Raw genomic sequence first — 12,982 nt, forward strand, 5'->3', positions numbered from 1 at the left:
CGCGCAGTGATACGCGCATAGGATGGATGTCGGTTCAAGAGGGGGCTGTGCATGGAATGGCTGTGGCCGGTACTGATCGTCGTCGGAGTGCTGCTGCTCGTCGGGATCTATCTGTGGTCGACATACAACTCGCTGGTGCAGCTGAAGGTGCGAGTCGACGAGGCGTGGAGCGGGATCGCCGTGCAGCTCAAGCGCAGAGCCGATCTCATCCCCAACCTCATCGAGACGGTGCGCGGCTACGCCGCGCATGAGAAAGAGGTCTTCGAAGGGGTCACCCGAGCGCGCGCCGAGACGCTCGCCGCGTCGGGACCGGCCGAGGCCGGAGTGGCGGAGGGGCACCTGCAGCAGGCGCTGCGCAGTCTGTTCGCCGTCGCCGAGGCGTACCCGCAGCTGCAGGCCAGCCAGAACTACCTGCAGCTGCAGCACTCGCTGGTCGACACCGAAGACAAGGTGCAGGCGGCTCGTCGCTTCTACAACGGGGGCGTCCGCGAGCTGAACACCAAGATCAAGGTCTTCCCGAACAACCTCTTCGCCCGCGGACTCGGCTTCACCGAGCGCGAATTCTTCGAGGTCAACGACGACGGGGCGATCTCCGAACCTCCGCGCGTGCAGTTCTGACACGAAGAGGCTCGATGCGACGAAGTCGCATCGAGCCTCTTCGTGTCAAGGTTGAGCGAGCTTGCGAGTCGCAACGCCGAAAGCGCCGAACGCCCCGCCATCCGACGGGGCGTTCGTCATTCCCGCGGATGCACGTGCCGCTCGACCGACGTCATGGCGCCGTGCAGCGCGTGCGCCACGTCATCCGCCGCGTCGCCCCACCCGGACACGCTGATCCGCTCGAGGCCCTGCCAGAGCGCAGCGCGCACGAGCTCTTCCGCGACGCGCTCCGCGTCGGCCTGCGGCCTGGCCTGCCGCTCCCACCACGCCGACTGCACCCGCAGTGTCGACGATGCGCGATCCGCTTTCAGATCGACCCGCCCGACGACACGGTCAGCGACGAGAACCGGCAGGGAGTAGTACCCGAAGCGGCGCTCGGCGGCCGGCACGTAGATCTCGATGCGGTAGTCGAAGTCGAACGTCCGCAGCGCCCGATCGCGGAACCACACCACAGGGTCGAACGGGGTCAGCAGCGCGGCGCGATCCATGCGCCGCGGCAGCACAGCATCCCGATGCCGCCACGCCGCGATCGGCTTGCCGGCGCGCTCCCAGCCGCGCACCGAGACCGGCTCCAGCTCACCCGCGTCGACGAGGTCGCCCACCGCCGCCCGCACCGCGGACTGATCGCGCAGGCGGTGGTAGTCGTTCAGATCGGCGATCGTCGCGACGCCGTACGACCGCGCCGCCCGCCGCACCAGCTCGCGCACAGCCTCATCGCGGGGGATGACGGTGCGTCGGATCTCCGGCGGGATGATCTGGGTCGCGAGGGCGTAGCGGCGCTCGAATCCGACGCGCCCCGCGATGGCGACCTCACCGCATCGCCACAGCTGCTCGAGCGCGATCTTGGCCTCATCCCAGTCCCACCAGGAGCCTCGCTCGCGAGGCGCGTCGTCGCGCAGGTCGGCAGGCCGCAGCGGGCCGCGGGCGTGCAGCTCATCGCGCACCCAATCGAGGGTGCGCCGGTGCACATGGCCCCACCCGCCCGGTCGCTCCGCTCGCTCGCGCCACTCCCGCATGCGGAAGCCCCACAGCGCCCAGTCCGCGACCGGCATGAACGTCGCCTCGTGTGCGAGGTACTCCACGTAGTGCGTGGTGCGCGCCAGGAAGGTGCGATCGAGCAGGGTCTGGTCGTACGCGCCCAGGCGGGAGAACATCGGCATGTAGTGCGAACGCGCGAAGACGTTGACCGAGTCGATCTGCAGCACGCCCAGCTGCGACATCGCCTTGTGCAGATGACGGACCGCCACGGCATCCGGTCGGCGCCGGGAGAACCCCTGCGCCGCCAGCGTCATCCGGCGCGCTTCGGCAGCGCTGAGGGTGTTCGAGGGCGGAGCGGTCACCGCGCCAGAGTATCCGCACCGACCGACATCGGGTGCGATGCCGATTCGAGGCGTACGTAGAATTGCACAATGAGCGACGACCCCCGGCCGAGGTTCCGCAATCCCTTCCGGTATCAGCCGCCCGTGCTCGAGCGCACGGTGACCACCACAGCCGGTGAGGCCGTGCCGGCACCGTTGCGCGTCACCGCCGCATACGCCTGGCGCCTGCTTGTCATCGCCGGCCTGATCGCGCTGTTCATCTGGCTCGTGATGCTGTTGAAGCTCCTGGTCATCCCCCTCCTGGTCGGCATCCTGATCACGGCGCTGCTGTGGCCGGCCTTCCAGCTCATGCTGCGCGCGCACTTCCCCCGCTGGCTGGCGATCGCGGTGACCGTCCTGGGCACGCTCGGGGTGGTCACGGGGCTGTTCTGGCTGGTGATCTGGCAGGTGCGCAGCCAGCTGCCCGACGTGCAGGCCAAGACGATGGATGCCATCCAGCAGGTGCGCATGTTCCTGCTCGACGGTCCGCTGCATCTCACCGAGAAGCAGATCGACGGCTACATCCAGCAGGGCATGGGGTTGCTGAACGAGCAGGCCGATCTGCTGCTCAACGGCGCTCTCGCCGTCACCGGGACCGCCGCACACATCCTCACCGGTGCGCTGCTGTCGCTGTTCATCCTGATCTGCCTGCTCGCCGACGGTGCGGGCATCTGGCGGTGGACGCTCAAGCTGTTCCCGCGCATGGCGCGCCCGGCGGCGGACGCGGCGGCCCGCAACGGCTGGGCGACGGTGGTCGACTACGCGCGCACGCAGATGTTCGTCGCCGGCATCGACGCGGTCGGCATCGGCGTCGGCGCCGCGCTGCTCGGAGTGCCCATGCCGATCCCGGTCGCAGTGCTCGTCTTCCTCGGGTCGTTCGTGCCCATCGTGGGCGCCGTGGTAACCGGAGCGGTGGCGGTGTTCCTCGCCCTGGTGTACAACGGTCCGGTGATCGGGCTGCTCATGCTCGGCGTGGTGCTGCTGGTGCAGCAGCTCGAGGGCCACATCCTGCAGCCGATCCTGATGGGCTCGGCCGTGAAGGTGCACCCCCTGGCCGTGGTGCTCGTGGTGGCGGGTGGCGCGATGATCGCCGGCATCCCCGGCGCCCTGTTCGCGGTTCCGCTGGCCGCATTCGTCAACGTCGCCGCCGTCACCATCGGCTCGGGCGCGTGGCGCACCGGGCGTGAACCCGCCCCCGAAGATCTGATCTGGAGCACAGTGCCGCGCGAGCGGCAGAGGAGGAATCGATGACCGCAATCCCGAGCGTCGCCGCCATCCCGAGCCTTGCCGAGTTCACCGCGGCGGCGGAGAGCCTCGCCGGGGTGATCTCCCGCACGCCGACCGAGCTGTCGCGCGCCCTGGGGGAGACCCTCGGCTCGCCCGTCATGCTCAAGATGGAGAACCTGCAGCGAACCGGGTCGTTCAAGATCCGCGGGGCGACCTACCGCCTCTCGCGGCTGACCGACGAGGAGCGGGCCAGGGGAGTGGTGGCAGCCTCGGCCGGCAACCACGCGCAGGGCGTGGCTCTCGCAGCTCAGATGCTCGGCATCCCGGCGACGATCTTCATGCCGCTCGGCGTGCCCGTGCCCAAGCTGCTCGCCACCCGGGGCTACGGCGCCGAGGTCGTGCTCGAGGGCGAGACGGTGGCCACCTCCCTGCGCCTCGCAGCCGAGTTCGCCGAGCGCACCGGTGCCGTGCTCATCCACCCCTTCGACCACCGCGACATCGTCGTGGGGCAGGGCACGCTCGGCCTCGAGGTGATCCAGGACGTCCCCGACGTCGACACGGTGATCATGGGCATCGGCGGCGGTGGACTCATCGCCGGCGTCGCGGCTGCGGTCAAGGCAGCTGCCGCAGCCGCCGGTCGCACTGTCCGGGTCATCGGCGTGCAGGCCGAGAACGCCGCCGCGGTGCCGCCGTCGCTCCAGGCCGGCAGCCCCGTCGAGATCCAGACCCACCCGACGATCGCCGACGGCATCCTCGTCGCACGGCCAGGGGACGTTCCGTTCGAGATCATCCGCGAACTCGTCGACGAGGTGGTCACGGTCAGCGAGGACGACATCGCCCGCGCTCTGCTCGTGCTCCTCGAGCACGCCAAGGTCGTCGTCGAGCCCGCCGGCGCCGTGGGCGTGGCCGCCATCCTGGCCGGCAAGGTGCACGACACGGGCGTGACCGTGCCGATCCTCTCGGGCGGGAACATCGACCCGATGCTGCTGCAGCGGGTCGTGGCGCACGGTCTTGCGGCGTCGGGTCGATACGCGACCGTGCGTGTGCCGCTTCCCGACCGCCCGGGTCAGCTCGCGAAGGTCTCGGATCTGCTCGCGCAGGCGGGCGCCAACGTCATGGAGGTGCTGCACACGCGCCACGGTCACGGTCTGCAGATCAGCGACATGATCCTGCAGCTCTCGATCGAGACCCGCGGACCCGAGCACACCGAGCTCGCCCTCGAGACGCTGCGGCAGGCGGGATTCGCCCCCGTCGTCGTGCCGGACTGACCACGCGCCGGGCCGACCGCGCACCGGGCCGACCGCGCGCCGGGCCGACCGCGCACCGGACTGACGAGGGCTGACCGGGAAGACGCAGAACGGCGGGATGCCATGCAGCATCCCGCCGTTCGTCGTCCTTGCGGAGTCAGCCGGTGTAGGTCTCGACGCCGGTGATCTCGACGGTGATCGCGCGTCCGTTGGGCGCCTCGTAGCTGGACTTGTCGCCGACCTTCAGGCCGATGATCGCCTGGCCGAGCGGGCTCGCCTCGCTGTACACGTCGAGGTCGCCGCCGGCGGCGATCTCACGGCTGCCGAGCAGGAAGACCTCCTCGTCGCCCGCGACCAGCGCGGTGACCACCGTTCCGGGCTCGACGATGCCGCGGCTGGTGGGCGCCTCGCCGACCTTCGCCGTCTTCAGCAGCTGCTGCAGCGTGCGGATGCGCGCCTCCTGCTTGCCCTGCTCGTCCTTCGCGGCGTGATAGCCGCCGTTCTCCTTGAGGTCGCCCTCTTCGCGGGCCGCTTCGATGCGGGCGGCGATCTCGTCACGGCCGACGGTCGAGAGGTGCTCGAGCTCTTCGACGAGCCGGTCGTAGGCCTCCTGGGTGAGGAAAGGTACCTGAGCGTCTGTGGACACAGCCTGCTCCTTCGGTGCGGGCCCCTTCAGGGGCTTGGGGATGTCGAGCCGTCTCGTGGCCCGTGGGATATGCAAGACGCCCCGGCATCGGCCGGGGCGTCGGTCATCTTTCGGATGATTCTAGGCGACCCAGCAGGTCTTCACCAAACCGGTCGTGGCTTCCGCGACGGTCGGGATGCTGACCGCGACGCCCTTCGTGTGATGCTCGCCGCCGGCGATCTCGACGATCTTCCAGCCGACGACGCCGAACTCCTCGTCGAGCGCCTCCACGGCGCAGGCCACATCCGCCCCCTGCGGTGCGGTGAACTGGAAGCGCAGGTCGACGCTGTGCGCGTCGACCACGGTGAAGGCGAGGTCATCGGCATCCACCGCGCGCATCTGCTGTGCCACGATCGTCCAGCCGAGCGCGACGACGGCCGCCAGGGCGACGGCGCCGAAGATGATCCAGGGCAGACGCCGCCGCGGAGTGCGGCCGTATCGCTCATCGAGCTCGCGTGCGGTGGTCACGTCTCTCCCGGGTGTGGACGGCGGATAGGCTGGACTTCCAGGTTATTCGACCTGCGAGGAGAAGGCGGACCATGATCCTGTTCGGTGAGACCACCCCGATGCCGACGCCGTCGATGACGGTCGATCCGAACTCGGTGACCCCGGGGTTCGCCGGCTTCGCCATCATCGTGATCATCGTCGCGGCCGTCGTGCTGCTGATCTGGGACATGAACCGCCGCATCCGCAAGGTGCGCTACCGCGAAGAGGTGCGAGAAGAGCTGGATGCCGAAGAGGCCGCACTGCGCGATCAGGCCGACGGCGACGAGAGCGCGCGCTGAGCCCCGCTCGGCTCACACGCCGGTGCGCTCGAACGCGTCGAGACTGATTCCCTGATCGAGGATGGTCTTCGACCACTCCTTCGCACTGTGCAGGCTGTGGTCGCGGTAGTTGCCGCACTCCACGGCCGAGACGCCGGGCACGTCGCTCCATTCCGCGCTCTCGGCGATGAACTCCAGGCCGCCGCGCACCGCGGCGACGACGTCCGCGACGGCGGGTTCGCCCCAGAAGATCGCGTGGAATCCGGTGCGGCATCCGAACGGCGAGATGTCGATCAACCCCTCGATGCGGTCGCGCACGAGGCTGGCGAGCAGGTGCTCGATGGTGTGCAGTCCCGCCGTCGGTATCTCGCCTTCGTTCGGCTGCACGAAGCGCACATCGAAGTTCGAGATCGCGTCGCCCTTCGGGCCGTGCTCGACGCTGATGAGACGCACGTACGGCGCCACGACGGCGGTGTGATCCAGGGTGAAGCTCTCGACTTCGGCCATTGTCGCTCCTCTGCTCTGACGGGAGTATCGAGCGTATCCCGCGTCGGGGTTCGACGTGTCGGAGCATTACCTCCCGCGACAGGGCCGGCGATCGGCATCCGGATGCGGCGCGTGCCCGCCTGCGTCAGCTGCCGAAGCCGAGTGACGGGGAGAGGGGGTCGAGCGAGATGAGCAGGCAGGCCGTCCAATGGCACAGGAAGGCGAGCACCGTGCACACGTGGAAGATCTCATGGAACCCGAAGTGCCCCGGCCACGGGTTCGGCTTCTTCATCGCGTAGACGATCGCTCCCGCGGTGTACAGCAGACCGCCGACGCAGACGAGCACCATCATCGCGGCGTTCGCCTGCAGCAGATCGACCATGTACATCACCGCAGCCCAGCCGAGCGCGAGATAGAGCGCGACGTAGAGCCAGCGCGGGGCGTTGATCCAGAACACCCGGAAGAGGATGCCGAGCACCGTCCCGCTCCACACGACGATCAGCAGCACCATGCCCTTCTGCGGGGGAAGGGCGAGAACAGCCAGCGGCGTATAGGTGCCGGCGATGAGGAGGAGGATGTTCGCGTGGTCGATGCGCTTGAGGACCGCCTTGGTCGTCGGACCCCAATCGAAGCGGTGGTAGAGCGCGGAGTTGCCGAAGAGGAGCAGCGACGTCACCATGAACACCGCGGCCGCCCACTTGGCCGGGCCGCCCTGAGCGAGGACGATGAGCACGATGCCGGCCACGATCGCGATCGGGAAGGTGCCCGCGTGAATCCACCCTCGCCAGGTCGGCCTCACCTCGACCGCGGCATCGACTGCGGCCGCCTCCATCAGGGGGAGCTCGGGGACGTCTGCGTTGTCAGAGGGGCGGGTGCTCACGCGCTCACTCTACGTTCGGGCGCATGCCGCAAGCGGTACATGAGCTGGGAGCTGCCGTGGGCTCGCGTCGGGTGGGAGTAGCGTAGGCACGTGACTGCACGTGAGAGCTCGGGACGGGGACCCCTTTATCGGCTCTACGGACGACGCCTGCGACGGCGGATCGACGTGTCGAAGGCGCCGCACCACGTGGCGATGATGATCGACGGCAATCGTCGATGGGCGCGACAGCTCGGTTTCGACAGCGCCGCCGCCGGGCACCGCGCCGGGGCCGCGAAGATGCGCGAGTTCCTCGGCTGGTGCGATGAGCTGGGCATCGGCGTCGTCTCGCTCTACCTCCTCTCGGCCGACAACCTGCTCAAGCGCGACTCGAAGGAGATCGACGATCTCATCGAGATCATCGCCGAGCTCGCCGAGACGCTCGCCGAGCACGGCGAATGGCGTGTGCAGCACGTCGGCCGCTCCGACATCCTGCCGCCGGAGCTGTCACGGGTGCTGGCCCAGGCTCAGGAGCGCACGAGCGGCCACGCCGGGATGCACGTGAACCTCGCGGTCGGCTACGGGGGCCGCCACGAGATCGTCGACGCGGTTCGCAGCATCATCGGCAAGCACAACGCGTCGGGCGGCACCCTCGAGGATCTGGCCGAGCAGCTGACGCCCGAGATGATCGGCGAGCACCTCTACACCGGGGGTCAGCCCGACCCCGACCTGGTCATCCGTACGAGCGGCGAGCAGCGGCTCAGCGACTTCCTGCTCTGGCAGAGCGCGCACAGCGAGTTCTACTTCGTCGAGGCGCTCGGCCCCGACCTGCGCGAGGTGGACTTCCTCCGCGCCATCCGCGACTTCGCCGATCGTGACCGCCGCTTCGGGCGGTGACGCCGCCTCTCGGCATCCTGACCCTCGTCGTTCACCGGAACGTAAGCGAACCGTTCCGCGTGTCTCCCGTTGTGTGCGGCGAGCGGAAGTACGTTCATGGCATCGGACACCGTGTCCGGTCGGGTCGGCCTCCAGGTTCGCGACTCGTGACCCTGGTCGACTCGCTGCAGAGCCGGGAGCACATCCCGAGTGGGAGTGGATCGTGACCACACGTACAGCACAGCAGCAGTCCACGTCAGCAGCCCGAGCCGTGTCACACGATGACACGGCTCTTCGCACATATGTGCTCGACACCTCGGTGCTGTTGAGCGATCCACAGGCCCTGTTCCGGTTCGCGGAGCACTCGATCGTGCTTCCGGTGGTGGTGATCAGCGAGCTGGAGGGCAAGCGCCACGACCCCGAGCTGGGCTACTTCGCCCGCCGCGCGCTGCGTCACCTCGATGAGTTGCGGGTCGAGCACGGGCGGCTGGATTTCCCCATCGAGATCGGCGACGGCGGCACGCTGCGGGTCGAGCTGGGAGCTGTCGACATGTCGGTGCTGCCGGCGGGCATCCGACTCAGCGACAATGACAGCCGCATCCTCGCCACGGCGGCGCAGCTGGCCGGAGAGGGGCAGAACGTCACGATCGTGTCGAAGGATCTGCCGATGCGCGTGAAGGCGGCCTCGCTCGGGCTCGCTGCGGAGGAGTACCTCGCCGAGCAGGCGGTGGATGCCGGATGGACGGGCATCGCGACCCTCGATCTCTCGGGCGACGAGATGAGCGACCTGTACGAGAGCGAGGTCGGCCTCAGCGAAGAGGTGCGCGGAATGCCCGTGAACACCGGGCTGATCATCCACTCCGAGCGTGGGTCGGCGCTGGGGCGCGTCGTGGCCGACGGCGAGTACCGGCTGGTGCGAGGGGATCGCGACGTGTTCGGGATGCACGGTCGTTCTGCCGAGCAGCGGATCGCGATCGACCTGCTGCTCGACCCGGAGGTCGGCATCGTGTCGCTGGGCGGGCGGGCCGGCACGGGCAAGTCAGCATTGGCGCTGTGCGCCGGTCTGGATGCGGTGCTCGAGCGGCAGCAGCAGAAGAAGATCATCGTCTTCCGACCTCTGTTCGCCGTCGGTGGTCAGGAACTCGGATACCTGCCCGGAGACCAGGGCGAGAAGATGAACCCGTGGGGTCAGGCGGTGTTCGACACTCTCGGGTCGGTCGTCTCGGGCAACGTGCTGGAAGAGGTCGTGGCCCGCGGGATGCTCGAGGTGCTGCCGCTTACGCACATCCGAGGCCGATCGCTGCACGACGCCTTCGTGATCGTCGACGAGGCGCAGTCGCTCGAGCGGAACGTGCTTCTGACGGTGCTGAGCCGGATCGGTCAGAACTCGCGCGTCGTGCTCACCCACGATGTCGGGCAGCGCGACAACCTGCGAGTCGGCCGGTACGACGGCATCGCGAGCGTGATCGAGACGCTGAAGGGGCACGATCTGTTCGGTCACGTGACCCTGCAGCGCTCGGAGCGCTCGGCGATCGCAGCGCTCGTGACCGAACTGCTGGAGGGCGGCGAGCTCAGCTGAGTCGGGCCGGCGGAAGCGTGTGCATCCGTGGCGGCGTGCGTGACGGCGGGCGCCCGTTACGGCTCGCGTCCGTTCGCTTCGCGGGCGTCGCGGTTCGCGCTCGTTACGGTTCGCGTCCGTTCGGTTCGCGGGCGTCGCGGTTCCGGGCCGTTACGGTTCGCGTCCGTTCGGTTCGCGGGCGTCGCGGTTCCGGGTATCGCTTCCGCTTACGGCTTCCGGCCGTCGCTTCCGTTACGTTTCGGGGGCCGACACGCCAGATGACGGACGTTTCTCGCGAATCCGTCCGACATCTGGAGTGTCGACCCCCGATTCGCATCGCGTTGGCGGAAGGTCGGATGCCGGATGCCGGATGCCGGATGCCGGATGCCGGATGCCGGATGCCGGATGCCGGATGCCGGATGCCGGATGCCGGGATACGTCGAGCATGAAACCCGCGTGGCCGGTGAAGCCGGCGGTCGGCATCGCGGGCTCTCGGCGGAGCACGCTCACCGCGTCGTGAACTCGGCGACGCACGCTTCCGGCTCCGCGGGCTCGACGACGGCACGCTTTCGGGTTCGCACGATCTCGGCATCGTCGGCTCTCGAAATCGCCCGGTCTCGACGGGGCACGGTCTCGACGGCGCATCCTCTCGGCCGCGCACGCCTCGCGCCGCAATCGTCGGCCTCGGTTGGGGGGCGAGCTTCAAGCTGAGGCGAGCGCGTCGGCGAACTCGATGGCTCGAGGCGATGCTCGGGTCAGCAGCCGGGGGCGGAAGGCTGCTCAGCGCACGTGCGAGCGACCAGCGCGGTGTGCGCTTCGAAGATGCGGATCTGCTGTGCCGGGCCGGTGATGTCGAGCTGGCCCTCGACCGGGAACCAGCCGACACCCAGGTCGATCTCGGCTGTGTAGGCGATGTCGACGCTCGCGTCGAAGGTTCCGCGATCGGCGTAGGTATGACTGGTGTCAGTGGGCGTGAACTGCGCTTGGCCGAGGCTCTCCCAGCTGGTGCCGGGGGAGGAGGTCGTCTGCGATTGCCCGTCTCCGTAGTGGAACGTGTAGGAAACCGGTGTGAAGCGCACGTCGATCGGGAATCCGAACAGCTGACCCGAGCGGACGTGCGTCGCAGCCTCGGTCACGAAGTTCGTCGGGAGGCCCACGACCCCGAGATTTCCTGGCTCGCCCACTACGATGCCCTGCGCCGGAGAGAAGCTCGCAAGGTCGGTGATGGTGATCGGCGGCATACCGGGCGATTCGTCGCCTTCGTCGGGTGGCGTGTCGTCTGAGGGCACGACGTTCCAGCACCCGATGTACGAGTCCCAGTCCACAAGGCATTCCTCGAACGGCGTCGGCTGACGAGGCGTGTTATCGATCGTGTGTCGCACGTCGATGCGGTTCCCATTCGAACTGTCGTTTGATCTACCGGGCGCTCCAGGCGCTCTGCTATGCCCCCGCACTTCTACGCTGGTGCCTGTGTTCTGGTATAGGGACTCCAGGCCGCCATCCGATTGTGGTGGGGTATCAGCAAATGGGATCAGCAGAAGAGTTGCGAGCGAAAGAGCCCTGACAGTATCCATCAGCAGGAGCTCTCTTGCACGACCGTACTCCGGGTGATCGCGAGGCCACTGGGCGTCGCGGACCGAACAAACTGAACCTCAACCCGCTGGCGCGGAACCCTGTTTGGCGAGATTACCGATTCGCCCTTCTCATTGGTGAGATTCACCATGCTCACATCTGCACAAAGCTCTGCCACGACTTCTTCATCGGTGTGGGAAACCAGATCGAATCGATCGAACGTGCTCTCGCCGGTCAGAGTCAATCCATCGGCCCGCATCGCGCTGTAGCTTTCGCGTGCGGAAGCGAGTGCGTCACCCGCTAGCCACTGAAAAACGGACTCGAACGTTTCTGGGGCGGCAAGATCAACTTCATTGCTGCTGGTGAGATATCCGCGGTACGTAGCTTCTGCAGCCGCAGTTGCGGCCCGGACGGAGTCTAGATTTGCTGAGGCGAAGGCAGCAGACTTCGTGGGCTTTGGAGTCGGCTCTGCTTCCGGGGTGCACGCCGACAGCATCCCGATCAGCAGGCCGGCTGCGGCGAGGGCCGAGCCCGTGCGCGCGAGGGTGGTCGTCATCGTCACCGCACCACGCTAACCTGGATCGCCGAGACCCCGTCGAAGTTGTCCACAACCACGTTCATTCTCGCTGAGCCGTCCGCTGCAACGCCGAGATGATGGATCGCTGCACCGCGGACCAGTCGTGGATGATCTGGGCGTAGTCGAAGTGCAGCGTCTCGTACCCGAGGGCGGAAGCAGCGGCATCCCGAACCAGGTCCTTATGCCGCATGGTCGAGCCGTCGTGGTTCTCCTTCCCGTCCGCTTCGATGATGAGACGCCCGTCGACCACGAAGTCGACTCGTCCGACACCGCCGATGACGACCTGGCAGTCGAGCGCGATCCCCAGCAGATGCAGGCGCAGCCGCAGCAGCGATTCGAGCCCGCTGTCTGAATCCGACCGCGCGAAGTCGACGAGCCATCGCGCGTGCGCCGGCAGTGCCACACGCACGCGTGCGCGTGCGGATCGGGTGAGCTTGCGCTGTTTCAACGCCGACTCGAGTGAGGCGAAGAACGACTCCTCACCCTCGCAGCGGTAGAGATGCAGAAGAGCGGTTTCGACGTCGACGACTCCGAAGCGCACGCGTCCGGTGCGGAAGTAGTGGCTTACGCAACGGCATCCGGAGTGCGGATAGACGCGCCCACGGCGGCCGACCCAGACATGCGGTGCCGGCTCCGTCGACATCACCCACACGCCCAGGTGCCGCAGCGCTGCAGCGCATGTGAGTGCGCCCCCGTGCCGAGCGGCGTCCCGCTCGGCGTCGGCGGCTCCGTGTGTCGCGAACACGCCAGGACGCAACCGCTCGATCCGCCCGTCTCGCACGGCTCTGCTCAGTTGCATCCGCGAGACACCGTAATCCTGAAGCTGGGCGCCGTGCGCCAGCCCACCGAGCCGGGTGAGCAGATCATGGGGATCGAACATGTCCCCAGCATCCGCGACAGGACGTTCGCGCTCGATCCCGTTTAGCGGGGGTTGTGGACAACTCGCCTCTCCGCTCCGGTTGGGGACGGATGCGAAACGGGGGCCGACACGCCAAATGTCGGACGAATCATGGCGAAACGTCCGACATCTGGAGTGTCGGCCCCCGAAACGTAACCGGTAGGGCGGCAAGCGCCCCCGAAACGTAACCGGTAGGGCGGCAAGCGCCCCCGAAACGTAAC

General features: G+C 68.0%; 15 protein-coding genes. 6 read left to right on the forward strand and 9 right to left on the reverse strand.

Features of this window, described 5'->3' with window-relative positions; translation table 11 throughout:
• Positions 1 to 51: 51 nt before the first annotated feature.
• Positions 52 to 618: a LemA family protein gene (locus V2S05_RS00575; protein WP_071644583.1), complete on the forward strand. Its 567-nt coding sequence runs from the start codon at positions 52 to 54 to the stop codon at positions 616 to 618.
• 116 nt (positions 619 to 734) lie between these two features.
• On the opposite strand, the gene V2S05_RS00580 is transcribed toward V2S05_RS00575, so the two are convergent.
• Positions 735 to 1,997, reverse strand: a complete 1,263-nt coding sequence (locus V2S05_RS00580) for a winged helix-turn-helix domain-containing protein (protein WP_413633324.1) — start codon at positions 1,995 to 1,997, stop codon at positions 735 to 737.
• A gap of 69 nt (positions 1,998 to 2,066) precedes the next feature.
• Here V2S05_RS00580 and V2S05_RS00585 point away from each other — a divergent pair, with 69 nt between their 5' ends.
• Together V2S05_RS00585 and ilvA are read left to right on the forward strand one after the other, a co-directional pair.
• The gene (locus tag V2S05_RS00585; protein ID WP_413633325.1) at positions 2,067 to 3,266 is read left to right on the forward strand and encodes an AI-2E family transporter; all 1,200 of its coding nucleotides are present in this window, start codon (positions 2,067 to 2,069) and stop codon (positions 3,264 to 3,266) included.
• Positions 3,263 to 4,510 (forward strand): threonine ammonia-lyase, encoded by a 1,248-nt coding sequence (ilvA, locus tag V2S05_RS00590; protein WP_413633326.1) that lies wholly within the window; start codon positions 3,263 to 3,265, stop codon positions 4,508 to 4,510. The genes V2S05_RS00585 and ilvA overlap by 4 nt, the downstream gene beginning before the upstream one ends.
• 136 nt (positions 4,511 to 4,646) lie before the next feature.
• Here ilvA and greA read toward each other — a convergent pair whose 3' ends face one another.
• Entirely contained in the window at positions 4,647 to 5,135 is a 489-nt protein-coding gene (gene greA / locus V2S05_RS00595; RefSeq protein WP_271638225.1) for a transcription elongation factor GreA, read from the reverse strand.
• 120 nt (positions 5,136 to 5,255) lie between these two features.
• Complete coding sequence (locus V2S05_RS00600) at positions 5,256 to 5,642, reverse strand: DUF4307 domain-containing protein (RefSeq protein WP_413633328.1); 387 nt, start codon at positions 5,640 to 5,642, stop codon at positions 5,256 to 5,258.
• Between the two features lie 71 nt (positions 5,643 to 5,713).
• Here V2S05_RS00600 and V2S05_RS00605 point away from each other — a divergent pair, with 71 nt between their 5' ends.
• A complete protein-coding gene (locus V2S05_RS00605) occupies positions 5,714 to 5,959 on the forward strand; it encodes a hypothetical protein (protein WP_271638221.1) in 246 nt (81 codons plus the stop codon).
• A 12-nt stretch (positions 5,960 to 5,971) separates the two neighbouring features.
• Here the strand turns inward: V2S05_RS00605 and V2S05_RS00610 are convergent, their stop codons facing one another.
• Positions 5,972 to 6,445 carry an S-ribosylhomocysteine lyase gene (locus V2S05_RS00610; RefSeq protein ID WP_413633329.1) on the reverse strand — a complete coding sequence of 158 codons (474 nt, stop codon included), beginning with the start codon at positions 6,443 to 6,445 and terminating at the stop codon, positions 5,972 to 5,974.
• A 124-nt stretch (positions 6,446 to 6,569) separates the two neighbouring features.
• Positions 6,570 to 7,256, reverse strand: a complete 687-nt coding sequence (trhA, locus tag V2S05_RS00615; protein WP_413635182.1) for a PAQR family membrane homeostasis protein TrhA — start codon at positions 7,254 to 7,256, stop codon at positions 6,570 to 6,572.
• A gap of 138 nt (positions 7,257 to 7,394) precedes the next feature.
• Here trhA and V2S05_RS00620 point away from each other — a divergent pair, with 138 nt between their 5' ends.
• Positions 7,395 to 8,177 carry an isoprenyl transferase gene (locus V2S05_RS00620; RefSeq protein WP_271638218.1) on the forward strand — a complete coding sequence of 261 codons (783 nt, stop codon included), beginning with the start codon at positions 7,395 to 7,397 and terminating at the stop codon, positions 8,175 to 8,177.
• A 202-nt stretch (positions 8,178 to 8,379) separates the two neighbouring features.
• On the forward strand, positions 8,380 to 9,735 hold the full coding sequence (locus V2S05_RS00625) for a PhoH family protein (protein WP_413633330.1): 1,356 nt from the start codon (positions 8,380 to 8,382) through the stop codon (positions 9,733 to 9,735).
• Between the two features lie 231 nt (positions 9,736 to 9,966).
• On the opposite strand, the gene V2S05_RS00630 is transcribed toward V2S05_RS00625, so the two are convergent.
• The 4 genes from V2S05_RS00630 to V2S05_RS00645 all read right to left on the reverse strand — a co-directional run bounded on the left by V2S05_RS00630 (position 9,967) and on the right by V2S05_RS00645 (position 12,743).
• The gene (locus V2S05_RS00630; protein WP_413633331.1) at positions 9,967 to 10,218 is read right to left on the reverse strand and encodes a hypothetical protein; all 252 of its coding nucleotides are present in this window, start codon (positions 10,216 to 10,218) and stop codon (positions 9,967 to 9,969) included.
• Positions 10,219 to 10,469: 251 nt separating this feature from the next.
• Complete coding sequence (locus V2S05_RS00635; RefSeq protein ID WP_413633332.1) at positions 10,470 to 11,039, reverse strand: hypothetical protein; 570 nt, start codon at positions 11,037 to 11,039, stop codon at positions 10,470 to 10,472.
• Positions 11,040 to 11,287: 248 nt separating this feature from the next.
• Entirely contained in the window at positions 11,288 to 11,848 is a 561-nt protein-coding gene (locus V2S05_RS00640) for a hypothetical protein (RefSeq protein ID WP_413633333.1), read from the reverse strand.
• Between the two features lie 55 nt (positions 11,849 to 11,903).
• Positions 11,904 to 12,743, reverse strand: a complete 840-nt coding sequence (locus V2S05_RS00645; RefSeq protein WP_413633334.1) for a DUF559 domain-containing protein — start codon at positions 12,741 to 12,743, stop codon at positions 11,904 to 11,906.
• Positions 12,744 to 12,982 lie beyond the last annotated feature (239 nt).

Source organism: Microbacterium sp. OR16, assembly GCF_047306725.1.
In the GTDB taxonomy this organism is placed as follows: domain Bacteria; phylum Actinomycetota; class Actinomycetes; order Actinomycetales; family Microbacteriaceae; genus Microbacterium.

What these genes read in the sequence shown, in the direction of transcription:
- V2S05_RS00585 (WP_413633325.1), top strand. Translation starts at nt 2,067, where the DNA reads ATGAGCGACGACCCCCGGCCGAGGTTCCGCAATCCCTTCCGGTATCAG.
- V2S05_RS00645 (WP_413633334.1), bottom strand. Translation starts at nt 12,743, where the DNA reads ATGTTCGATCCCCATGATCTGCTCACCCGGCTCGGTGGGCTGGCGCAC.
- V2S05_RS00610 (WP_413633329.1), bottom strand. Translation starts at nt 6,445, where the DNA reads ATGGCCGAAGTCGAGAGCTTCACCCTGGATCACACCGCCGTCGTGGCG.
- V2S05_RS00575 (WP_071644583.1), top strand. Translation starts at nt 52, where the DNA reads ATGGAATGGCTGTGGCCGGTACTGATCGTCGTCGGAGTGCTGCTGCTC.
- trhA (WP_413635182.1), bottom strand. Translation starts at nt 7,256, where the DNA reads ATGGAGGCGGCCGCAGTCGATGCCGCGGTCGAGGTGAGGCCGACCTGG.
- V2S05_RS00605 (WP_271638221.1), top strand. Translation starts at nt 5,714, where the DNA reads ATGATCCTGTTCGGTGAGACCACCCCGATGCCGACGCCGTCGATGACG.
- ilvA (WP_413633326.1), top strand. Translation starts at nt 3,263, where the DNA reads ATGACCGCAATCCCGAGCGTCGCCGCCATCCCGAGCCTTGCCGAGTTC.